We start from the raw sequence: 21,829 nt of genomic DNA, 5'->3' as shown, positions 1-21,829 counted from the left end.
CTCCGGGTCATCTTTCCCGGATCGACTGTCGTCCGGGACGGAATGAGCACCTGGTCGCATGTCGCGACTGGTTGCTGGGGTGTCGTCGGGCCGTGTCCCTCTACCCCTCTGGATGAGTGGCCCCAGCCTAGGCGGGCGTCTCACGATGTGTCTACTCCGTCCACATGGTGGACGATTGCCGTTCGGCATGCGGGCACGCCGCACCGCGTACGCGGCGAGACGGGTGCCTCTGCCCGGAAACCGGCGCCTCGCCCCGGTCGCAACGCGTGCGAGGCGACAGATTCCCAGGTTCTCCTGGGAATCCGCGGCCGGGGGTCAGACGTGGAGGTCGTCGGCGAGCTGCTCGAGCCAGTCCGCGACGGCGTCGGGGCCGTCGAGGACGACGTCGGCGCGCGCCACCAGGGCGTCCTGCTCGGTCGAGGCGGAGCAGATCAGGAGGCCCCCGACTCCCCGCTCACGCAGCGACTCGACCGCGGCGTACGCCGGCAGGTCGCCGAGGTCGTCGCCCGCGAAGATCACCTGGCGGGCGTCCAGGCCGTTGACCAGCAGGCGCAGCGCGTCACCCTTGTCGTGGCCCGGGGCACGCAGCTCGATCACCTGGCGACCCGGCTCGACCGCGAGGCCCAGCTCGGCGGCGAGCTCGGCGAGGGGGGCCGCGAGGGAGTCCAGCAGCCCCTCGCCGATGCCGCGCGTGTGGATCGCGATCGCGAGCCCCTTGTCCTCCAGGCGGGCGTCACCCGCACCGCGCTCGGCGAGCCAGGACGGCAGGACGTCCGCGAGACGTCGGATCGCGTCCGGCCGGTCGGGCCGGGTCGTCTCCCCGTTCTCGGCGTCCCAGCGCTCGGCGCCGTACTGCCCGTAGATCACGAGGTGCTCCAGCCCCGCACGCCCTTCGAAGCCGCCGAGCTCGAGCGCCTGCGGCACGGGGCGGCCGGTCACGATCGCGATCTGGCCGAGCACCGTCCCGAGCCTCGCGAGCGCCGCGACCGACCGCGGATGGGCGTACGCGCGGGTGGGGTCCTCGACGATGTGGGCGAGCGTCCCGTCGAAGTCGACGGCCAGCAGGGTGTGGCGCGGATCGGCCAGGACGGCGGCGCGGGTGGACGAGCTCATACCCCGATCATTGCGGGCCCGACAAGATGATCGTCAGCCGGTCCATCCTCATGGGTGCCACGCTGGGCAGGATGCGCTCGATCCCGACGTCCTGGCCGAGCTGCTCGGCCTGCGCCTTCAGACCCGGCGGGTAGTACACGGTGTTGGCCGGGATCGACCCGGTCCAGTTGCCGATGCCGCCGAGCGACCAGCCCGCCGCGGTCACCTTGGCCGAGAACGCCGCGGCCGCTCCCCCGATGCCGGAGTTGTTGAGCACCGACACGGGCGCGTCACGCCGGACCGCGGGCGCGCTCTCGGTGGGCGCCGCGCTGGGCGTGGGCTCGGTGGTCTTCGTGCTCTTGGTCGGCTTGGGCGTCGGCTCGGTGGCGGAGCCCGAGGAGTCGGGGGGCACGGAGATCGACGGTGTGGTCGGCGAGGCGACGGGGTCGTCGGAGTCGCCCACGATCAGCAGCCCGAGCCAGCCGGCGCCGCCGATGCACAGCATCACGGTCAGGAGGATGGACCATCCCCTCGGCACGTACGCCTTGCGAGTCGGGACGTTCTTGCGGTGCGCCACCATGGCGCCTCAGAGATCGATGCCGAGGCGCCTGGCCGAGCGGCTGCGCTGACGCTGAGCGCGGAGACGACGCAGGCGCTTGACCAGCAGCGGGTCGAACGCAAGGGCGTCCTCCCGGTCGATCAGCGCGTTGAGGACCTGGTAGTAGCGGGTCGCGGACATGTCGAACTTGTCGCGGATCGCCTGCTCCTTGGCGCCGGCGTACTGCCACCACAGTCGCTCGAGCGCCAGGATCTCCCGGTCGCGGTCGGACAACGTCTCGGCGGTCGACGTGCCGGCGGCGTTCGACTTCTCCACGGCGCTCATGCCTTCATGCTAGGCCATGAATAACACGCATGTCATTCGGTTGGCGGGAACGCCCCGATGTGTCCAGACTGCACCATGACCACTCGATGGGGGATCCTGGCCACCGGCGCGATCGCCACCAGCTTCGCGACAGACCTGGCGCTCGTCGCAGACAACGAGCTCGTCGCGGTGGGCTCACGCCGGCGTGAGGCCGCGACCGCGTTCGCCGAGCGCTTCGGGGCCACCCGGGCACACGGCTCGTACGAGGAGCTGGCCGCCGATCCGGACGTCGACGTCGTCTACGTCGCGACGCCCCACTCCCGCCATGTCGAGGACGTGCTCATGTGCCTCGAGGCCGGCAAGGCCGTGCTGTGCGAGAAGGCCCTGACCCTCAACGGACGTGACTCCGCGGCGCTGGTCGCCGAGGCGCGCGAGCGCGGCCTGTTCTTCGCCGAGGCCATGTGGATGCGCACCCACCCGGTCATCCGTCGCGTCAAGGAGCTGGTCGCCGACGGCTCGATCGGCACGGTCTCGCAGGTGCGTGCCGAGCTCAGCTTCGCCGCACCCGCCGACAACGACCGCCTCTGGGACCCCGCCCTCGGCGCGAGCGCACTGCTCGACGTCGGGATCTATCCGCTGACCTTCGCCCACCTGGTCCTCGGCGAGCCCGTCTCGATAGCCGCAGGAGGCGTGCTGTCCGACCGCGGCATCGACGTCAACGGCGGGGCGGTCCTCACGTACGCCTCGGGGGCCGTGGCCAGCATCTCGTGGACCCAGCTCGCGTGGGGCGACAACCGGGCCAGCGTCGCGGGCGACGCCGGCCGCATCGAGGTCCCCGGGCGGTTCCACCACCCGTCCGGTCTCACGCTCGTCCGTGGCGAGGAGGAGGTCACGGTCTCCGAGCCCGTCACGGGCCGCGGCTACGCCCACGAGATCGAGGAGGTCGCGGCGTGCCTGCGCGACGGCCGGACCGAGTCCGATCTGCTCCCGCTCGACGAGACCGTGTCGATCCAGCGCCAGATGGACGAGATCTTGTCCCAGCTCGGCGTCGCCGAGCGGTGACCTCCCACGATCCCCGCTAAGGTGATGCGCATGACCGACGGCTCCGCAGACTTCGTGGTCATTGCCAACCGCCTCCCTGTCGACCGGGTGTCCGCACCCGACGGCTCGACGATGTGGCGCACCTCCCCCGGTGGCCTCGTCACGGCGCTCGAGCCCGTGATGAAGCGCAACGGCGGGGCGTGGATCGGCTGGCACGGCGCGGCCGACGAGAAGGTCAAGCCCTTCGAGCACAACGGCATGCACCTCGAGCCGGTCCCGCTGTCGGAGCAGGAGGTCGCCGAGTACTACGAGGGCTTCTCCAACTCGACGCTCTGGCCGCTGTACCACGACGTCGTGGCGCCCCCGGAGTTCCACCGCGAGTGGTGGGAGTCCTACGTCCGGGTCAACCGCCGCTTCGCCGAGCGGGCCGCGAAGGTCGCCCGCGAGAACGCCGTCGTGTGGGTGCAGGACTATCAACTGCAGCTCGTCCCGGCGATGCTGCGCGAGCTGCGGCCCGATCTGCGGATCGGCTTCTTCCTCCACATCCCGTTCCCTCCCACCGAGCTCTTCCAGCAGCTGCCCTGGCGTCGCGAGATCCTCGAGGGCCTGCTCGGCGCGGACCTCGTCGGCTTCCAGATGCCCGGTGCCGCGCAGAACTTCGTCCGCCTCGTGCGCCAGCGGGTCGGGCACAAGACCCACCGCGACATGATCTACCTGCCGGACGGTCGCACGGTGCTCGCCAAGGCGTACCCCATCTCGATCGACGCGGCCGGCTTCGAGGAGCTCGCCCGCACGCCCGAGGTCATCGCCCGTGCCGCCGAGATCCGCGAGAGCCTCGGCAATCCCCGCACGATGCTGCTGGGCATCGACCGCCTCGACTACACCAAGGGCCTGCGGCAGCGGCTCCGCGCGTTCGGCGAGCTCATCCAGGAGGGCTCGCTGCACCCCGACGACGCGGTGTTCGTGCAGGTCGCGACCCCCTCGCGCGAGCGCGTGCAGCAGTACAAGCTCCTGCGCGACGACATCAACCGCCTCGTGGGCCGCATCAACGGCGACGTCGCCCGCATCGGCCAGCAGCCGGTGACCTATCTCCACGCGTCCTATCCCCGGGCCGAGATGGCAGCGCTCTACCGGGCGGCCGACGTCATGGTCGTCACGCCCCTGCGCGACGGCATGAACCTGGTCGCCAAGGAGTACATCGCGTGCCGCTACGACGAGCGGGGCGCCCTGGTGCTGAGCGAGTTCGCCGGCGCCGCCTCGGAGCTCAAGCAGGCCTACCAGGTCAACCCGCACGACATCAACGGCATGAAGAGCATGATGCTCGCGGCGATCAACGCGAGCCCGCGCGAGAACGCGCGCCGCATGAAGGCGATGCGCAAGCAGGTCATGGAGAACGACATCGAGCTGTGGGCCAACAACTTCCTCGAGGAGCTCACCGCGACCCGCGACCCCCACGAGAAGAACCCGCGCCCGATCTGAGAATCACCCCGCCGACCCGGGCCGTGCGCTACAACTGACGCATGGCTGAGGCGCTGGCAGCGGGCACCCGCCGCGGGTACGCCCTCGGCAGCGTCGCGACCGGCACGTTCGGCACCGTGCCGGGCCTGCTGCTGCTGCCCTACCTGACGGACTCGCTCGGGATCGCCGCGGTGGTCGCCGGCTTCATCGTCTTCGTCCCCAAGGCCTGGGACGTCCTGCTCAACCCCGTCGTGGGACGCCTCAGCGACCGCTCCAGCTCCCCCGCCGGGCGCCGGCGTCCGTTCCTGCTCCGGGGCGGGCTGGCCCTCGCGGTCTGCTTCGCGCTGCTGTTCGCCGGGCCCACCGGCCCGACCCTCCTCGCAGGCGCCTGGGTGGTCTTCTGGTTCCTCGCGTGCGCCACGGCGTACGCGTTCTTCCAGGTCCCCTACGTCGCGATGCCCGCGGAGATGACGCTCGACTACGCCGAGCGGACCCGCTTGATGACGTGGCGGGTCATCGTCCTGGCCCTCGCGATCCTGCTGTCGGGGGCCACGGCCCCCATGGTCGTCAACGCCTTCGGCGGCGAGGAGACCGCCACGGGCTACCGGTTCATGGGCGTGTACGTCGCCGCGATCCTGACGGTCGGGGTGGTCGGCGCGTGGCGCGGCACCCGGGACGCGCCCGAGCACCGGGTCGAGACCGCAGGTGGCTCGCTGCGCGACCAGCTGCGCCTCGTCGGGGCGTCCCACGACTTCCGGGCCCTGCTCACCACGTTCGTGCTGCAGGCCGTGGGTGTCGGGGCGATGCTCGCGGGCGTCGCGTACGTCGCGGACGACCTGCTCGACTCCTCGGCCGCGGCGACGATCCTGTTCGCCGCCTTCGTCGCACCCGCGCTGCTCGTGACGCCGCTGTGGGAGCGGTACGCGGATCGACGCGGCAAGCGCTCGGGCTACCTGATCTCCTCGGCGTTCCTCGTGGTCGGCGCCGCGCTGCTCATCGTCGCCCGCCAGGACCTCGAGGCGGTGGTGTACGCCGCCGCGGCCCTGGTCGGGATCGGCTACGCGGGCGCCCAGGTCTTCCCGATGGCGATGCTGCCCGACGTCGCGGCGCACGACGCGCGCACGTCCGGCGAGAACCGCATCGGCGTCTTCACCGGGGTCTGGACCGCGGGCGAGACCCTGGGCCTCGCGATCGGTCCGGGCCTCTTCGCGCTGATCCTCGCGATCGGCGGCTACGTCTCCTCGACCGACCACACCGCCGACCAGCCCGACAGCGCCCTGACCGCGATCGCGATCGGCTTCTCGCTGGTGCCGGCCGTTCTGATCGCCGCCAGCATGCTGTTCCTGCGGCGGTACGCACTCGACTCCACCCGGACGACGACTCACCCGGAAGGCGACCGTGTCGACTGACGACCTCCTGCGCCGGCTCCAGCAGCTGCGCGCCGACGACCTGCCCACCCACGGCGGACGCACCCTCGCGTACGTCTACGACTCCGGCCTCGCCGACGCCGACGAGCTCGGCAAGCAGGCGCTGGCGATGTACGCCTCGACCAACGGCCTCGACCCCACCGCGTTCCCCAGCCTGCTCGCGATGGAGAAGGACCTCGTCGCGTTCGCGCGGCCCTTGTTCCACGGGACCGCGGACACCGTGGGGACCGTGACGTCAGGCGGGACCGAGTCGATCCTGCTGGCCGTGCAGGCGGCTCGCGACGCACGCCCTGTCGCCGCGCCGGTCATGATCGTGCCCACCACGATCCACGCGGCGTTCGCCAAGGCGTCCCACTACTTCGGGGTCGAGCGTGTCGCGGTCGACGTGGACCCGGTGACGAGGCGTGCCGACCCGGTCGCGATGGCCGCGGCGATGGACGCGCACCGCGACCGGGTCGTGCTCGTGGCCGCGTCCGCACCGTCGTACGCCCACGGGGTCGTCGACCCGATCGAGGCGATCGCCGCCGAGACGTCCGCACGAGGTCTGCGCTTCCACGTCGACGCGTGCATCGGGGGCTGGGTGCTGCCGTGGGCCGAGAGGCTCGGGCACGACATCGGGCCGTGGGACTTCCGGGTGCCGGGCGTGACGAGCCTGTCCGCGGACCTCCACAAGTACGCGTACACCCCGAAGGGCGTCTCGCTGCTCCTGCACGCGACGCCGGACCTTCGACGTCCGCAGTTCTTCGCGAGCGCCGACTGGCCCGGCTACACGATGCTCAACGCCACGACGCAGTCGACCAAGTCCGGAGGACCGCTCGCCGCCGCCTGGGCGGTCGTGCACCTGATCGGCGACGACGGCTATCTCGACCTGGTCCGCACGACCCTCGCCGGGACCGCAGCCCTCGTCGCCGGGGTCGAGGAGCAGCCGCACGTACGCCTGGTGACCCGGCCCGACTCGTCCCTGGTGACGCTCGAGACGGACACCGCGTGCGACGTCTTCACGCTCAGCGACGAGATGCTCGCCCGTGGCTGGTTCGTGCAGCCGCAGATGTCGTTCCGCGACATGCCCGCGTCGCTGCACCTGACGGTGTGCGCCGCGACCGCACCGGCCGTGCCCGAGTTCTTGACCGCCCTGGCCGAGTCCGTGGACGCGGCGGTGGCCGCCGGGCCGATCGTCGTCGACGAGGATCTGCGCGAGGCCGCGGTGTCGATCGATCCGGCGACGCTGGACGACGCCGCGTTCGACGGGCTCCTGTCGCTGGCCGGTCTCGGCTCGGGGACCGGTGAGGTCACCGTCCCGGACCGGATGGCCCCGGTCAACGCGCTCCTCGACGTGGCGCCCCCGGCACTGCGGGAGGCGCTGCTGATCGCCTTCCTCGACCGGCTCTCGCGCTAGCGGAGGGCGGTCCGTGGATAGGGTCGGGGGATGACTGCCGACGAGCTCGATGCGTTCTGGTCGGTGGCACGCCACCAGACCCGCACCAATCCCGTGCCCGGCTACCTGGGGACGTTCTCCGGCGAGGCACTCGTCCCACCGGCCTGGGCCTTCGGCGCCACGCCTGAGCAGGCCGACGAGCTCATCCAGCTCGTGCTGGACGGCACCAAGACCGCCACGGCCAGCGCCGAGTGGGACTACGTCCACGAGGACGAGCAGCTGCCCCGCGTCGGTGACCTCGCGATCGTCCTCGACGGCTCGCAGCACCCCCGCGCGCTGATCGAGGTCATGCGGGTCGACGTGGTGCCGTTCGAGACGGTCGATGCCGAGCACGCGCACCTCGAGGGCGAGGGCGATCGTTCGCTCGAGCACTGGCGCGAGGTGCACCGACGCTTCTTCACCGAGCACGCGAGCCATGACCGCGGCTTCGACCCGGCCATGCCGGTCGTCCTCGAACGCTTCCGGGTCCTCTACCCGCGCTGATCCGATGCCCACCTTTCACCATGCCGTGACCCTGACCGGCCGACGCGTCCGCCTCGAGCCCCTCACGCCCGATCACGCCGAGGGGGTGCTCGCCGCGGCCGACACGGACGAGGTCTTCCGGTGGCTGTCGTTCGAGCGTCCGAGGGATCTGCAGGCGGCCCGCGCGCTCGTCGACCGCTACCTGGACGATCCCGCGCTGGTGGCCTGGGCGCAGGTCGACACGTCCACGGGCCGCGTCGCGGGCCTCACGACGTACTACGACGTCGACGAGACCCTGCGCACCGTCGCGATCGGCTTCACCTGGCTGGGCTCGGCACACTGGCGCACCGGGATCAACACCGAGGCCAAGCTCCTGCTGCTGACCCGCGCGTTCGACGACCTCGGCTGCGTCCGCGTGGTCTGGCACACCGACATCTTCAACGAGCGTTCGCAGCAGGCGATCGCCCGTCTCGGAGCCCAGCGCGAGGGGGTCATGCGCAAGCACCGGCTCCGCCGCGACGGCACGTGGCGCGACACCGTCCTGTTCTCGATGATCGACGAGGAATGGCCTGCCGCGCGGGCCCATCTGAAGTCCCGTCTCGACCACTGACCCACGCGGCACCGGCGATCCGCGACAATGGTCCCGATGACAGACACCACGAGCGACTCCCTCCAGGACCTGCCTACCCTTCCCGGACAGTGGCGCGCTCGCGTTCCCGGCTTCTCCGACATCGACGCGCTGGTCGAGCTGCGCCGTCTCGACGAGCTCCAGGGAACCGGCGAGGCACACGTCGACCCGGCCGGCATCGAGTCGGAGGTCGCCGGCCAGGCGTCCTGGACCCGCCGCCAGATCGTCGCCGTCGGCGACGACGACGTGCCCCGCGCCTGGATCACGGTGCACGACCGGGCGGCCGGCCGCGCGCTCGTCTGGGGCTACTTCGACCGTGACGTGCCGGAGGTCGACCGGATCGCTGCCGACTTCTACGCCTGGGCCGAGTCGGCGGCGGTGTCGATGGCACGGCTGCGGGGCGTCACCGAGACCCGCCTGGACGAGAGCCCGTTCGCGGGCGACCACCGCCAGGCCGGCTGGCTCCGGGACGCCGGCTACGCCAAGCGACGCACGTGGCTGCACATGGAACGGCCGGTGACCGCCGAGGACGCGGCCCTCGAGCCGCGGGCCGGCGTGACCGTGCGCCGGGTCGAGCGGCACGAGAACGGCCTGCCGGTCGCCGCCGACCTCCAGGTCGTCCACCAGATGCTCGAGGAGTCGTTCGAGGACCACTTCAACTCCTATCGCGAGAGCTTCCCCGAGTTCGTCCAGCGGCTCCGCGAGGACCCGGGCCACAGCTGGGACCACTGGTGGCTCGCGTACGTCGATCCCGAGGACGGCGGCGATCCCCTCGCCGCCGGGACGCTCGTCTGCTCGGTCCTGACCGCGAAGGAGGGCGGGGCCGAGGGCACGTACGTCGAGTACATCGGTGTCAATCGGTCCGCACGGGGCCGGGGCGTGGCCAAGTCGCTGCTCGGCGTGGCCATCGCGGACGCTGCGGCCCGCGGCCGTGACCGGGTCGGCCTCGAGGTCGACGCCGACTCCCCCACCAAGGCCGACCAGCTGTACCTGACGCTCGGCTTCGAGACCGACTACGCGACCGACTCCTGGTTCAAGGACATCCGGATCGAGGACTGAGCACCGCCCGAGGTCACTCGGCCAGGCGGCCCCGCTTGTGCTCGAAGATCAGGTTGGTCTCGGTCAGGGCCACCTCGGGGGCCGAGCTCAGGTGGTCGACCACGAACGACCGCAGGTCCTCTGGGTCCCGTGCCGCGACGTGGACATGGAAGTCGTCCGCCCCGGCGAGGAAGTAGACGTTCAGCACCTCTGGCATTCCGGCGAGCCGGTCGGAGAACTCCGTGATCGCGCCGCGGGCGTCGCTGCGCAGGCGCACCGCGATCATCGCCTGGATCGGCCGACCCAGCCAGGCCGGGTCGACCTCGGCGTGGAAGCCCGCGATGACTCCGCGGTCGATGAGGCTGCGCAGGCGGGTCAGGCAGGTGGATGCGGCGATGCCGACCTTGTCGGCCAGCGCGTTGTTGGGGATCCGTCCCTCGCGGCGCAGCGCCGCGACGATGCGCTCGTCGATGTCGTCCAGCTCACGAACATCCTTCGCCACGGGCACTCCTGTCACCTCGGTTGCCTCACATGGTGCGGTCATCCCCGACTCTACAGAATCTTCTTTCGACCGTTGCCACGACATCCGTAGAACCTTCACCATGGGACAAAGCCCTTCGAAGGAGCGAATCATGCTGGTCGGCGTCCCCCGCGAGATCAAGAACCACGAGTACCGCGTCGCGATCACGCCCGCCGGCGTGCACGAGCTGGTCCGCCACGGCCACGACGTCGTGATCGAGCAGGGCGCAGGCCTCGGCTCCTCGATCACCGATGACGAGTACGTCGCCGCCGGCGCCAAGATCATGGACTCGCCCGACGACGTCTGGGCGTCCGCCGAGCTGGTGCTCAAGGTCAAGGAGCCCATCGAGCAGGAGTACGGCCGCATGCGCGCGGGCCAGACCCTGTTCACGTACCTGCACCTCGCGGCCAGCCGCGAGTGCACCGACGCCCTGCTCGCGTCGGGGACCACCTCGATCGCGTACGAGACGGTGCAGCTCGCCGACCGCTCGCTGCCGCTGCTCGCGCCGATGTCGGAGGTGGCCGGGCGACTGGCCCCCCAGGTCGGGTTCCAGCACCTGATGGCCAGCAACGGCGGTCGGGGCGTCCTGCCCGGAGGCGTGCCCGGCGTCTACCCCGCCGACGTCGTGGTGATCGGCGCCGGCGTGTCCGGCGTCAACGCCGCCGAGGTGGCACGCGGGATGGGCGCGCGGGTCGAGATCCTCGACCTCGACGTGACCAAGCTGCGCCAGGTCGACGCCCGCTTCGCCGGCATGATCACCACGGTCGCCTCCAACGCGTTCGCGATCGAGAAGGCCGTCCAGCAGGCCGATCTCGTCATCGGCGCGGTGCTGGTGCCCGGCGCGAAGGCCCCCAAGCTGATCAGTGACGACCTGGTCGCCACGATGCGACCGGGATCGGTGCTCGTCGACATCGCGATCGACCAGGGCGGCTGCTTCGAGAGCTCGCGGCCGACGACGCACGACGACCCGACCTTCCCGGTCCACGACTCGATCTTCTACTGCGTCGCCAACATGCCCGGGGCGGTGCCGCGCACCTCGACGTACGCCCTCACGAACGTCACGCTGCCGTACGCGGTCGCGCTGGCCGACAAGGGCTGGCGCCGGGCCGTCACCGACGACGCCGCCCTCGCCGGCGGCCTCAGCACCCACGAGGGCAAGCTCGTCAACGGCCCCGTGGGCGAGGCCCTGGGCCTCGACGTCACCCCCCTCGCCGCCCTCTGACCGCGCCCCGCCCCGCCGCAGTTTCCCAGGAGATCCTCGGAAACTGGCGCCTCACCCCTGGTGCGCCCTGCGCGACGTGCAGGTTTCCGGGGTTCTCCTGGGAAACCTCACCCGGGAGGTCAGTAGCCCTGGTCGACGGGGACGGCTTGGCGGAGGGCCTTGTTGGAGGTCAGCGAGATCACGACGGCCAGGCCGGCTGCGGCCACGGTCACCGCGAACGCCGCGGTGTGCCCATGCTCGTCGGCGAGACGTCCGGCCACGGCCGCGCCGAGCGCGTAGCCGATGCCGGTCGCGCCGGCCAGCATCGTCATCGCGGTGCTGACCTTGCGCACCGGGACGAGGATGCCCGCGAGCGCGAAGTTGCTGATCATGTAGGGCGCGACGGCGAAGCCCATGAGAGCGATGACCGTGATGAGCGCCGGCAGCGAGTCGACCAGCAGCAGCGGCGCGGTCAGGATCAGCAGCCCGACCGAGGCGACGGCCATCCGGGTCGCGTACAGCACGCGCTCGGGCAGCCCCGTGATCGCCAGACCTGCGATGACGCTGCCGATCCCGAGGACCGCGTGGATGAGGCCCGCCAGACCCGCCTGCCCCTCGGCCGTGGCCAGGACCGTGGTGCCGGTCTGGACGCTGCCGAAGATCATGCCGATGCACAGCTGCGCCAGGACGAGGACCACGAACACGCCGGTCCACAGCGGCTCGCTCGTGACGCCGCCGGTGGCCGACCGGCGAGCGACCAGCGCGGACGTGGGGTGGATCGCGAACCACGAGCCGAAGATCGCCAGCAGGGCTGCCGCGGCGAGCAGCGCGCCGGACGGCTCCGCGATGATCGCGAGCACGCCGATCGTCGCCGGGCCCAGGACGAACGACGCCTCGTCGGCCGCGCCCTCGTACGAGAACGCCGCGTCGACCAGTCGCCGCTGGTCACCCTTGTCCTTGGTGATCGGACGCCAGCGCACCCGCGCCAGCGGCCCGACCTGGGGGATCGCGAAGCCGGTGATGGCGGCCATCGCGAAGATCGCGACCCGCGAGGCGTCCGAGTCCGTCACGGCGACGATTCCGGCCAGGCCCGCCGCGCCCATGAGCGACTGGACCAGCACGACCGGACGCTGGCCGATGCGGTCGGAGAGCGCGCCGAAGATCGGTGAACCGATCGCGTTGGCGACCGCGAGGATGCCTGCCGCGGCGCCACCGACGCCGTAGCGGTCGGTCGCCTCGCTCACCAGGACGAGGACTCCGAGCTGGCTCATGGCAAGCGGAATTCGCCCGAGGAAGGCTACAAGGATGTAGGCGGGCCCGACGATCCGCAGGAGCGCGCGGTAGGAGGCAATTGCTGACACAGCCGGACCATCCTACGGTGCCCACCCCGACCTCCCCTCGGGGGCTACGCTCGTCCGGTGCCCCCCACCAGAGCCCGCCGCGCGACGTCCGGAGTCTTTGCGCTCAACGGCTTCGTCCTGGGCATGTGGGTCGTCAACATCCCGACGATCAAGGACCGCACGGGAGTCGACCAGGCCGATCTCGGGCTGATGCTCCTGGTCCTCGGCGCGTCCGCGTGGATCGGCATGCAGCTGGCCGGACGGGCGATCGACCGCTTCGGCAGCCGACCCGTCGTGACGACGGCCGCCGTGGCCCTCGCGCTGACGATCCCCGGACCGGCGCTCGCGACGGACGGGCTCCAGCTCGTGCTCGCCCTGGCGGTCGTCGGCTTCTTCAACGGCATCGTCGACGTGTCGCAGAACGCGCAGGCGGTCGTGGTCGAGCGGGCGTACGGCCGCCCGATCATGTCGGCGTTCCACGCACTGTTCTCGCTCGGCGGCCTGGTCGCGTCGATCCTGGGCGGCACGCTCATCGCGCTGGACGTCGACGTGCGGGCGAGCCTGGCAGCAGCCGCAGTGCTCGGCGTCGTGGTCGCACTCTCCCTGCGCCCGTCCCTCATCGCGGCACCCGCGGTGCACGAGGACGCGCCCCCGCGGGGTCGCGCACCGTGGACGTCGCGCGTGCTGCTGCTGGGTCTGCTCGCGTTCGCGCTGCTGCTGGGTGAGGGCGTCGCGTACGACTGGAGCACCGTGCACCTGCGCGACTCGCTCGGCTCGAGCGAGACCGTCGCGGCGTTCGCCTACGGGGCGTTCTCGATCACGATGACGATCGTGCGGCTGTTCGCCGACCGCGTCGTCGCCGCCTGGGGACCCGCGGTGTACGTCGGGCGGGCGGCGCTCGTGGGTGCCGCCGGCCTGCTGGGCGCCGCGCTCGCCCCCAACGCCGAGCTCGCGATCGTGGCGTGGGGCGTCTTCGGCATCGGCCTCGCGGGCTGCGTCCCACAGTTCTTCTCCGCCGCGGGAAATGTCGACGAGTCCGCCTCGGGGACGTATCTCGCCCGCGTCACGAGCATGGGCTACCTGGGCCTGCTGGCCGGCCCGTCCGTGATCGGCCTGCTGACCCATTGGGTCCCTCTCACGACCGCCTTCGCGGTGCCCATCGTCGGCTGCCTCGCTGCGGGACTGCTGGCACCGCGCGCACTGGCACCGGCCACCTCCGAGGAGTCCCGACGATGAACCGACCTCTCCACGAGCTCATGGCGCCGGACTGGGCCGAGGCCCTCGAGCCGGTCGCGGACCAGATCGCCGCGATGGGGCAGTTCCTTCGTGAGGAGATCGCTGCCGGACGCTCGTACCTCCCCCACGGCGACCTGGTCCTGCGTGCCTTCGCCCAGCCGATGGCCGACGTCCGGGTGCTCATCACCGGGCAGGACCCCTACCCGACCCCCGGGCACCCGGTCGGGCTGTCGTTCTCGGTGGCGCCGGACGTCCGGCCTCTGCCCCGCAGCCTGGTCAACATCTACGCCGAGCTGCAGGCCGACCTCGGCATCCCACCCGCGCCGTCCGGCGACCTGACGCCTTGGTCACGGCAGGGCGTCCTGCTGCTCAACCGCGTGCTGACAGTCCGCCCCGGCGAGTCCGCGAGCCACCGTCGCAAGGGCTGGGAGGCCATCACGGAGCAGGCGATCCGGGCCCTCGTCGCGCGCGATGCGCCCCTCGTCGCGATCCTGTGGGGCCGCGACGCGCAGAGCCTGCGGCCGCTGCTCGGCGACGTGCCCGCGATCGAGTCGGTCCACCCGAGCCCGCTGTCCGCATCGCGGGGATTCTTCGGCTCCAAGCCCTTCAGCAAGGCCAATGAGCTGCTCGTCGCACAAGGGGCCGAGCCGGTCGACTGGAGCCTCGCCGACCGATAGCCCGGGCGACGTCCGCAGGTCGGCACATGCGGCGAGGACCACTAGGGTGGATCCGTGGCTGAGAACCAGAGGATCCGAGATCGAGGCGTCGTCATCGACGAAGGCTTCGGCAACCTGCAACGGTGGGGTCTGCGCATCATCGTGATCGCCGCTGCGGCGTACGTCATCGGCTGGGGCATCGGCCACGTGTGGATCGTGCTGTTCCCGGTGTCGATGGCGCTCATCGTCTCCACCGTGCTCGGGCCCCCCGTCGCGTTCCTGCGGTCCAAGGGCTGGCCCTCCGCCCTGGCCGCGGCACTCGTCGTCGTCAGCTTCATCGCCGCCCTCATGGGTGTCATCGCGGTCCTCACCCCCCAGGTCGCAGGACAGGCCGGCGAGATCGCGTCCAACGCCACCGACGGCCTGCAGAAGGTCAGGGACTGGGTCACCGGCGAGCCCCTCAACCTCTCCGACGGCCAGATCTCCCGGGCGATCGAGGCCGTCCAGGAGAAGCTGCAGTCGAGCGCCACCGCGATCAGCTCGGGCGTCTTCTCGACCCTCAGCACGGCGACGTCCATCATCGTCAACATCATCCTCGTCCTGATGCTGACGTTCTTCTTCGTCAAGGACGGGCACAAGTTCCTGCCCTGGCTCAACGCCCTGGGCGGCCAGCGCACCGGCGCGCACCTGTCGGAGGTCCTCGGCCGGGTGTGGGCGACGCTGGGCGGCTTCATCCGCACCCAGACCCTCGTCGCGCTGATCGACGCGATCATCATCGGCGGCGGCCTGTGGATCCTCGGCTCGCCCTTGGCGGTGCCGCTCGCGGTCATCACCTTCTTCGGCGGCTACATCCCGATCGTCGGCGCGTTCGTCAGTGGCGCCCTGGCCGTCCTGGTCACGATCGTCACGAACGACTTCAAGGCGGCACTCATCGCCCTGGTGATCGTCGTCGCGGTCCAGCAGCTCGAGGGCAACGTGCTGTCGCCGCTGCTGCAGGGCAAGAACATGAATCTGCACCCCGCCGTCGTGCTGATGAGCGTCACCGCAGGCGGCTCGATGTTCGGCATCACCGGCGCATTCCTCGCGGTCCCCGTGGCAGCGAGCGTCGCGGAGATCCTGCGCTACGTCAACGAGCGCATCGACGACTCGGTGTCGGTGCTGGCGCCCAAGGAAGACGCCCGAGCGGCCGAACCGTCCAGGGACGACTGACCACTCCACGCCCGCCCAGACGCCGGTGGGCCGCCGGAGACGGCTCGTCGGTGGCCGGTTCGTCGTCGCCGCCGAAGGGGACGGACGATGAGGGTTTGCGGCAGCCCCAGCGACCCAGAACCCTCATCCTCGGCACGGGACCGGACGGACGATGAGGGTTTGCGGCAGCCCCAACGACCCAGAACCCTCATCCTCGGTCCCCCGGTCGGGACCGCCGAGCCGATCAGTGCCCGGCCCAAGCCGCGGCTCTCGGCGAGCGCGTGGGGCTGTGCGACGTAGAGTTCTTGTCATGGCCGGCCGTCTCACCCGTCGCACGCGCGTCACCCGTTTCGACCCCGCAGCGGCGACGGTCCAGCGCGAGGACACCCTCGCCGTCGAGGAGCCGCTCGAGATCCGGGTCAACGGCCGCTCGTTCTCGGTCACGATGCGCTCCCCCGGCGACGACTTCGACCTGGTGGCCGGCTTCCTCGTGTCCGAAGGCGTCATCTGGTCCGCGGAGCAGCTCGTGTCGTTGCGCTTCTGCGCCGGCACGGATGAGAACGGCCTGCAGACGTTCAACGTGGTCGACGCCCAGCTGAGCGCAGACACCGCGCCCCCTGACCTGTCGCTCGAGCGCCACGTCTACACGTCCAGCTCGTGCGGCATCTGCGGCACGGCCTCGATCGAGGCGGTCGAGAAGGCCACGCACTTCGGCCGGGTGGACGACGACCAGACCTGGCCCGCCTCGCTGATCGGCTCCCTCCCCGACCGGTTGCGCGAGCACCAGAAGGTCTTCGACCGCACGGGCGGCGTGCACGCTGCCGGCCTGTTCGACGCCGCCGGCGAGCTGGTGTGCCTGCGCGAGGACGTCGGACGCCACAACGCGGTCGACAAGGTCGTGGGGTGGGCCCTGCGCGAGGGACGCCTGCCCCTGCGCGGGATGAGCCTGCAGGTCTCCGGCCGGGCGTCGTTCGAGCTCGTCCAGAAGGCCCACATGGCCGGCATCCCGGTGCTCGCCGCGGTGTCCGCGCCCTCCTCGCTGGCCGTCGAGCACGCCGAGGTGGCCGGCATGACGCTCGTCGGGTTCAGCCGGGGCGGGGCCTTCAACGCGTACGCAGGAGCGCACCGCATCTCCGAGTGACCCTCAGCCGACGACTTCCAGGATCGCGCAGCTGATGAGGCTGCCGCCCAGGAAGTACGGGGTGTTGAGCAGGCCGTACGCGAACGGGCGCGGGAAGCTCGGGTTGATGGCGATGTTGAACGCCATGGCGACGAGGTAGCCGACGCCCACGATCGCGCCGAACGCCAAGGCGTCCCCGATCGACTCGACACCGAGGGCTGCCATCAGGACTGCGTTGGTCACGACGACCACGAACATGCAGGCCACCGGGCCCGCGTACGTCACGAGGCCCGGCTCAGGCGCGGGCAGGTCCTGGCGCCCCAGCACCGCGACGTACTGCCGCGGCACGAGAGCCCCGAAGTAGATTCCGCCCAGCACGGCGAGGACGCCGGTGGACAGCAGGATCGCAAGCCAGTTGAGCTCAGGGATGACGTCGAACATGTGGTGCTCCGCTTCTGTGTGGTTGGTCCCTCCAGACTCTCGACAGAAGAGGACAGGTTCTGTCCCCTTCTGCCAGCAGACTGAGATCCGTGACCACGACCTCCTCCCGGCTGCTGTCGCTCCTGTCCCTCCTGCAGGCACGCCGCGACTGGCCGGGTGCGGTGCTGGCTCACCGCCTCGACGTCAGTGCGCGCACCGTCCGCCGCGACGTGGATCGCCTGCGCGAGCTCGGCTATCCCGTCGTGGCGTCGAAGGGACCGGACGGCGGCTACCGGCTGGAGGCGGGCACCGAGCTGCCCCCGCTGCTGTTCGACGACGAGCAGGCCGTCGCCCTCGCGGTCGCGCTGCGGCTGGCCGCGACCTCGGGGGCGAGCATCGATGAAGCCGCCGCCCGGGCCCTCGCCACGGTCCGGCAGGTCATGCCGGCGCGCCTGCGCCACCGCATCGACGCCGTCGAGGTCACCGCCGTCGGCCGGCCGGAGACGCCCCCCGTCGACACCGGCCTGCTGGCCGAGCTGAGCACCGCGATCCGCAGGCGGGAGGTGCTCCGGTTCGACTACGCCTCGCCATCCGGCGCCCGCGGCCCGGGGCCCCGACGGGCCGAGCCGCTTCACCTGGTCGCCCGCAGCGGCCGGTGGTACCTGGTGGGGTGGGACCTCGAGCGCGAGGACTGGCGGACGTACCGCGTCGATCGCATCGCCCCGCGAACGCCGAACGGTCCGCGGTTCGAGCCGCGCGAGGTGCCCGGCGGCGACCTCGCCGCCTTCGTCAACGGCCGGTTCCGCGGATCCGACGGAAGGACCGACTGGCCGTGCCGGGGCGAGGTCGTCGTTCACCGGCCCGCTGCCGAGGTGTCGCCGTACGTGCGTGACGCCACGGTCGAGCCGCTCGGCGCGGATCGCTGCCGCCTCGTCCAGGGCGCGTGGTCGTGGATCGGGCTGGCCGCGCTGCTCGGCCGGCACGATGCCGAGATCGAGGTGGTCGGCCCGCCGGAGCTCGCGGCGGCCTTCGAGGCGCTGGCCGCCCGCTACGCGCGGGCCGGCTCCCCCACGTAGGCCGCGAGATGCTGACCCGTCAGCGTGGACCGATCGGCCACGAGATCGGCCGGGGTGCCCTCGAAGACGACCGTGCCGCCGTCGTGGCCCGCACCGGGACCGATGTCGATGATCCAGTCGGCGTGCGCCATGACGGCCTGGTGGTGCTCGATCACGATGACCGACGTGCCCGCGTCCACCAGGCGATCGAGCAGCCCGAGGAGGTTCTCGACGTCGGCGAGGTGGAGACCAGTGGTGGGCTCGTCCAGCACGAACACGCCCCCATCGGCGCCCATGTGCGTCGCCAGCTTGAGCCGCTGGCGCTCTCCTCCTGACAGGGTCGTCAGCGGCTGGCCGAGGCTCACGTACCCGAGGCCGACGTCCTCGAGCCGCAGCAGGATCTTGTGCGCCGCGGGCACCCGGGCCTCGCCGGAGCCGAAGAGCTGCGCGGCCTCCGAGACCGGCATCGCGAGCACCTCGCTGATGGTGCGGCCACCGAAGGTGTACTCGAGCACCGCGGGCTGGAACCGCTTGCCCTCACAGTCCTCGCAGGGGGTCGCGACGCCGGCCATCACCCCGAGATCGGAGTAGATGACGCCCGCTCCCTTGCACGTCGGGCACGCCCCCTCGGAGTTGGGGCTGAACAGCGCGGGCTTCACCCCGTTGGCCTTCGCGAACGCCTTGCGGATCGGCTCGAGCAGGCCGGTGTACGTCGCAGGGTTGCTGCGTCTCGACCCCTTGATGCCGCTCTGGTCGACCGCTACGACGCCGTCTCGCCCGGACACCGAGCCGTGGATCAGCGAGCTCTTGCCGGAGCCGGCGACCCCGGTGACGACCGTGAGCACCCCGAGGGGGATGTCCACGTCAACGTCGCGCAGGTTGTGGGTGCTCGCGCCGCGGATCTCCAGCGCGCCGGAGGCCGGGCGCACCGTCTCCTTCACCCTCGAGCGGTCGTCGAGGTGCCGTCCGGTGAGCGTGTCGCTGGCCCGGAGCCCCTCGACCGTCCCCTCAAAGACGATCTCCCCGCCTGCGGTGCCCGCGCCCGGACCCAGGTCGACGACGTGGTCGGCGATCGCGATGGCCTCGGGCTTGTGCTCGACGACCAGGACCGTGTTGCCCTTGTCGCGCAGCTGGGTCAGCAGGTCGTTCATGCGCTGGACGTCGTGCGGGTGCAGTCCGATCGTGGGCTCGTCGAAGACGTACGTGACGTCGGTGAGGGCCGATCCGAGGTGCCGGATCATCTTGGTCCGCTGCGCCTCGCCGCCGGACAGCGTCCCGGACGGGCGGTCGAGCGAGAGATAGCCCAGACCGATCTGGACGAACGAGTCCAGCGTCTCGGACAGGGCCGTGACGAGAGGGGCCACCGAGGGCTCGTCAAGATCGGCGATCCACCCCGCGAGATCGCTGATCTGGACCGCGCACAGATCGGCGATGTTCTTGCCCCGGATCCGCGAGGACCGCGCCTCCGCGCTCAGCCGGGTGCCTTCGCAGTCGGGGCAGGTCGTGAACGTGATCGCGCGCTCGACGAATGCGCGGATGTGCGGCTGCATCGCGTCGACGTCCTTGGCCAGGAACGACTTCTGGATCTGCGGGATGATGCCCATGAAGGTCAGGTTGATGCCGTCGACCTTGATCCTGATGGGTTCCTGGTGCAGGAGGGCGTCGAGCTCCTTGGCCGTGAACGTCGAGATCGGCTTGTCGCAGTCGAACAGCCCGACACCGCGCAGGATGCGCCCCTGCCAGCCGTCCATGCTCCAGCCGGGGATGGTCAGCGCACCCTCGTTGATGGACTTGGTCTCGTCGTAGAGGGCCGTGAGGTCGAAGTCGTTGACCGCTCCGCGGCCCTCGCACCGCGGGCACATGCCGCCGGTGACGCTGAAGCTGCGCCGCTCCTTGGTCTGCCGTCCGCCCTTCTCCATCGTGACCGCCCCCGCGCCGGACATCGAGGCGACGTTGAACGAGAACGCCTGGGGGCCGCCGATGTGCGGCTCGCCGAGCCGGCTGAAGAGTCGGCGCAGCATCGCGTTGACGTCCGTCGCCGTCCCGACCGTCGAGCGGGGGTCCGAGCCCATCCGTTCCTGGTCGACGATGATCGCGGTGGTCAGCCCGTCGAGCACATCGACGTCCGGGCGGGCCATCCGCGGCATGAATCCCTGCACGAACGAGCTGTAGGTCTCGTTGATCATCCGTTGCGACTCCGCGGCGATCGTGGCGAAGACCAGCGAGCTCTTGCCCGAGCCGGAGACACCCGTGAAGACCGTGAGCCGGCGCTTGGGCAGGACGACGCTGACGTCCTTCAGATTGTTCTCGCGGGCACCGACCACTCGGATCAGGTCGTGGGAGTCAGCCGGGTGCGTGCTGTCGTGGGAGGTCACCATGTCGGTCAGTGCAGCCTCGACTGCCAGTCCGCGGGCACCGAGCCGGCCGGTCCGGGCGCGGGCTGGTCGGCTGGACGACTCGTGGGCGCGGCGAGCTCGACACCCGAGAAGGCCTGCTCCGTGCGGAAGTCCCACAGCCAGCTCTCCCCCGGCTCGAAGGACTGCATCACCGGGTGCCCGGTCTCCTGGAAGTGGGCGGATGCGTGCTGTCCGGGCGAGCTGTCGCAGCAGCCCACGTGCCCGCACTCGGCACACCTGCGCAGGTGGAACCACCAGCCGTTCGCCGCGAGGCACTCGGCGCAGCCGTCGCCGGACGGTGGGACCGTGGGCGCGATGCCGTCCTGGGATGTGGGCACGGCTCCTCCTGACGCAGTGAGGTGAGGCTCCGATCCTCGCACTTCCCGGCCCGGCGCGGCAGGGGGTCGCTCGTCACGGCTCGAGCAGCACGAGCTCGTTGCCGCCCGGATCGGTCAGCGCGGCCCCGCCGAGCTCTGCGTCCAGGTGCTCGGCCCGCGCCGCGCCGAGCGCGATCAACCGGTCGATCTCGACCTCGGTGGCGCCCGTCGGTGCGAGCGCGAGGTACAAACGATTGCGGCCGCGCTTGTCCCGGGACGGAGGCCCACCCCAGCTGATCTTGGTGCCACCCGCCGGGGACTGGATGGCCGTCTCCTCGTCCTGGTCCCAGACCAACGGCCACCCGAGGGCCCCGCTCCAGAAGCGGCCCACCGCTGCCGACCCGTCGCACGACAGCTCGCCGAGCGGTGCGGTGTCGGCAAGGAAGCCGTTGTCGGCCTCGATCACGCAGAACTCGTTGCCCTCGGGGTCGGCCAGGACGATGTGCGCCTCCTCGGGCAGCTGGCCGACGTCGAGGTGGCTGCCGCCGAGCGCGAGGGCACGGTCGACCGTCGCCAGCTGGTGCTCCGGCGACGTGCTCGTCAGGTGCAGGTGCGTCTGGTTGGGGCCGCGCCTCGGGTGGTCGAACGGGACGTACCGGATCCGGAGGTCGGCGGCACCGGCGGGCTCGACGTCCGTGCTGCCGTCAGGCCCCGCCGTCGTCTCGCGATCGAGCAGGCGGGCCCAGAACTGCGCCAGGGCGGCAGGCTCCCGGGCGCCGAAGCAGAGAGCCACGAGAGTGGACGGCATCAGTCCTCCGGAGGTCCTCGCGCCACGGTTCGGGGCCTTCCCGGCTCGTCGCGCGGACACCTCACGCTAGGACGGCGGCGACCTCCCGCGCAACGGTGTGGTCACGACGGCACGGGCGCGGCCACGTCT

Annotated in this window: 22 protein-coding genes and 1 riboswitch; of the genes, 13 read left to right on the top strand and 9 right to left on the bottom strand. The window is 71.3% G+C overall.

Annotated elements, in window-relative coordinates:
• Window positions 1-4: 4 nt before the first annotated feature.
• Window positions 5-119: riboswitch (SAM riboswitch) on the bottom strand.
• A gap of 196 nt (window positions 120-315) precedes the next feature.
• The 3 genes from otsB to GEV27_RS15210 are packed head-to-tail and all read right to left on the bottom strand — an operon-like array spanning window position 316 to window position 1,975.
• A complete protein-coding gene (gene otsB / locus GEV27_RS15220) occupies window positions 316-1,113 on the bottom strand; it encodes a trehalose-phosphatase (protein ID WP_153909421.1) in 798 nt (265 codons plus the stop codon).
• 7 nt (window positions 1,114-1,120) lie between these two features.
• The gene (locus GEV27_RS15215) at window positions 1,121-1,669 is read right to left on the bottom strand and encodes a LytR C-terminal domain-containing protein (protein WP_153651709.1); all 549 of its coding nucleotides are present in this window, start codon (window positions 1,667-1,669) and stop codon (window positions 1,121-1,123) included.
• Window positions 1,670-1,678: 9 nt separating this feature from the next.
• The gene (locus tag GEV27_RS15210; protein ID WP_153651708.1) at window positions 1,679-1,975 is read right to left on the bottom strand and encodes a DUF3263 domain-containing protein; all 297 of its coding nucleotides are present in this window, start codon (window positions 1,973-1,975) and stop codon (window positions 1,679-1,681) included.
• Between the two features lie 75 nt (window positions 1,976-2,050).
• Between GEV27_RS15210 and GEV27_RS15205 the strand changes: the two genes are divergently transcribed.
• Genes GEV27_RS15205 through GEV27_RS15175 form a run of 7 tightly spaced genes read left to right on the top strand, consistent with a single transcriptional unit; the run spans window position 2,051 to window position 9,464 of the window.
• Window positions 2,051-3,016, top strand: a complete 966-nt coding sequence (locus GEV27_RS15205) for a Gfo/Idh/MocA family protein (RefSeq protein WP_194944228.1) — start codon at window positions 2,051-2,053, stop codon at window positions 3,014-3,016.
• A gap of 30 nt (window positions 3,017-3,046) precedes the next feature.
• Window positions 3,047-4,474 carry a trehalose-6-phosphate synthase gene (locus tag GEV27_RS15200; RefSeq protein WP_153651706.1) on the top strand — a complete coding sequence of 476 codons (1,428 nt, stop codon included), beginning with the start codon at window positions 3,047-3,049 and terminating at the stop codon, window positions 4,472-4,474.
• Window positions 4,475-4,515: 41 nt separating this feature from the next.
• Window positions 4,516-5,862: an MFS transporter gene (locus tag GEV27_RS15195; protein ID WP_153909424.1), complete on the top strand. Its 1,347-nt coding sequence runs from the start codon at window positions 4,516-4,518 to the stop codon at window positions 5,860-5,862.
• A complete protein-coding gene (locus tag GEV27_RS15190; protein ID WP_309222296.1) occupies window positions 5,852-7,276 on the top strand; it encodes an aminotransferase class V-fold PLP-dependent enzyme in 1,425 nt (474 codons plus the stop codon). The genes GEV27_RS15195 and GEV27_RS15190 overlap by 11 nt, the downstream gene beginning before the upstream one ends.
• Window positions 7,277-7,306: 30 nt before the next feature.
• Entirely contained in the window at window positions 7,307-7,798 is a 492-nt protein-coding gene (locus tag GEV27_RS15185) for an ASCH domain-containing protein (RefSeq protein ID WP_153651703.1), read from the top strand.
• 4 nt (window positions 7,799-7,802) lie between these two features.
• Window positions 7,803-8,387, top strand: coding sequence for a GNAT family N-acetyltransferase (locus tag GEV27_RS15180; RefSeq protein WP_153909425.1), 585 nt, complete (start codon window positions 7,803-7,805; stop codon window positions 8,385-8,387).
• Window positions 8,388-8,423: 36 nt separating this feature from the next.
• Window positions 8,424-9,464 carry a GNAT family N-acetyltransferase gene (locus tag GEV27_RS15175; protein ID WP_228765276.1) on the top strand — a complete coding sequence of 347 codons (1,041 nt, stop codon included), beginning with the start codon at window positions 8,424-8,426 and terminating at the stop codon, window positions 9,462-9,464.
• 13 nt (window positions 9,465-9,477) lie between these two features.
• Here the strand turns inward: GEV27_RS15175 and GEV27_RS15170 are convergent, their stop codons facing one another.
• On the bottom strand, window positions 9,478-9,945 hold the full coding sequence (locus GEV27_RS15170) for an Lrp/AsnC family transcriptional regulator (protein ID WP_309222295.1): 468 nt from the start codon (window positions 9,943-9,945) through the stop codon (window positions 9,478-9,480).
• Window positions 9,946-10,075: 130 nt separating this feature from the next.
• Here GEV27_RS15170 and ald point away from each other — a divergent pair, with 130 nt between their 5' ends.
• Entirely contained in the window at window positions 10,076-11,185 is a 1,110-nt protein-coding gene (gene ald / locus GEV27_RS15165) for an alanine dehydrogenase (RefSeq protein ID WP_153909428.1), read from the top strand.
• Window positions 11,186-11,304: 119 nt separating this feature from the next.
• Here ald and GEV27_RS15160 read toward each other — a convergent pair whose 3' ends face one another.
• The gene (locus tag GEV27_RS15160; protein WP_153651698.1) at window positions 11,305-12,525 is read right to left on the bottom strand and encodes an MFS transporter; all 1,221 of its coding nucleotides are present in this window, start codon (window positions 12,523-12,525) and stop codon (window positions 11,305-11,307) included.
• A 57-nt stretch (window positions 12,526-12,582) separates the two neighbouring features.
• Here GEV27_RS15160 and GEV27_RS15155 point away from each other — a divergent pair, with 57 nt between their 5' ends.
• The 4 genes from GEV27_RS15155 (at window position 12,583) to fdhD (ending at window position 16,725) form a co-directional block, all read left to right on the top strand.
• Entirely contained in the window at window positions 12,583-13,740 is a 1,158-nt protein-coding gene (locus GEV27_RS15155; RefSeq protein WP_309222294.1) for an MFS transporter, read from the top strand.
• Window positions 13,737-14,417, top strand: a complete 681-nt coding sequence (locus GEV27_RS15150; RefSeq protein ID WP_153909429.1) for a uracil-DNA glycosylase — start codon at window positions 13,737-13,739, stop codon at window positions 14,415-14,417. The genes GEV27_RS15155 and GEV27_RS15150 overlap by 4 nt, the downstream gene beginning before the upstream one ends.
• A 54-nt stretch (window positions 14,418-14,471) precedes the next feature.
• Window positions 14,472-15,605, top strand: coding sequence for an AI-2E family transporter (locus GEV27_RS15145; protein WP_153651696.1), 1,134 nt, complete (start codon window positions 14,472-14,474; stop codon window positions 15,603-15,605).
• Between the two features lie 289 nt (window positions 15,606-15,894).
• Window positions 15,895-16,725, top strand: a complete 831-nt coding sequence (gene fdhD, locus GEV27_RS15140) for a formate dehydrogenase accessory sulfurtransferase FdhD (RefSeq protein ID WP_153909430.1) — start codon at window positions 15,895-15,897, stop codon at window positions 16,723-16,725.
• A 3-nt stretch (window positions 16,726-16,728) separates the two neighbouring features.
• Here fdhD and GEV27_RS15135 read toward each other — a convergent pair whose 3' ends face one another.
• Window positions 16,729-17,145, bottom strand: coding sequence for a DUF1761 domain-containing protein (locus tag GEV27_RS15135; protein WP_153909431.1), 417 nt, complete (start codon window positions 17,143-17,145; stop codon window positions 16,729-16,731).
• An 89-nt stretch (window positions 17,146-17,234) separates the two neighbouring features.
• Here GEV27_RS15135 and GEV27_RS15130 point away from each other — a divergent pair, with 89 nt between their 5' ends.
• Entirely contained in the window at window positions 17,235-18,200 is a 966-nt protein-coding gene (locus tag GEV27_RS15130; protein ID WP_309222293.1) for a WYL domain-containing protein, read from the top strand.
• On the opposite strand, the gene GEV27_RS15125 is transcribed toward GEV27_RS15130, so the two are convergent.
• The 3 genes from GEV27_RS15125 to GEV27_RS15115 all read right to left on the bottom strand — a co-directional run bounded on the left by GEV27_RS15125 (window position 18,173) and on the right by GEV27_RS15115 (window position 21,700).
• A complete protein-coding gene (locus GEV27_RS15125; RefSeq protein ID WP_153934966.1) occupies window positions 18,173-20,557 on the bottom strand; it encodes an excinuclease ABC subunit UvrA in 2,385 nt (794 codons plus the stop codon). The two genes, GEV27_RS15130 and GEV27_RS15125, sit on opposite strands and share 28 nt — an antisense overlap.
• Before the next feature lie 5 nt (window positions 20,558-20,562).
• Window positions 20,563-20,913 carry a UBP-type zinc finger domain-containing protein gene (locus GEV27_RS15120; protein ID WP_309222292.1) on the bottom strand — a complete coding sequence of 117 codons (351 nt, stop codon included), beginning with the start codon at window positions 20,911-20,913 and terminating at the stop codon, window positions 20,563-20,565.
• 73 nt (window positions 20,914-20,986) lie between these two features.
• Window positions 20,987-21,700, bottom strand: a complete 714-nt coding sequence (locus GEV27_RS15115; protein ID WP_153909434.1) for a VOC family protein — start codon at window positions 21,698-21,700, stop codon at window positions 20,987-20,989.
• Window positions 21,701-21,829 lie beyond the last annotated feature (129 nt).

Source organism: Aeromicrobium sp. S22 (assembly GCF_009661045.1).
GTDB classification, from domain to species: Bacteria; Actinomycetota; Actinomycetes; order Propionibacteriales; family Nocardioidaceae; genus Aeromicrobium; species Aeromicrobium yanjiei.
Note: the sequence above shows the minus strand (reverse complement) of the source record. Positions and strands in the feature narration are given on the sequence as shown.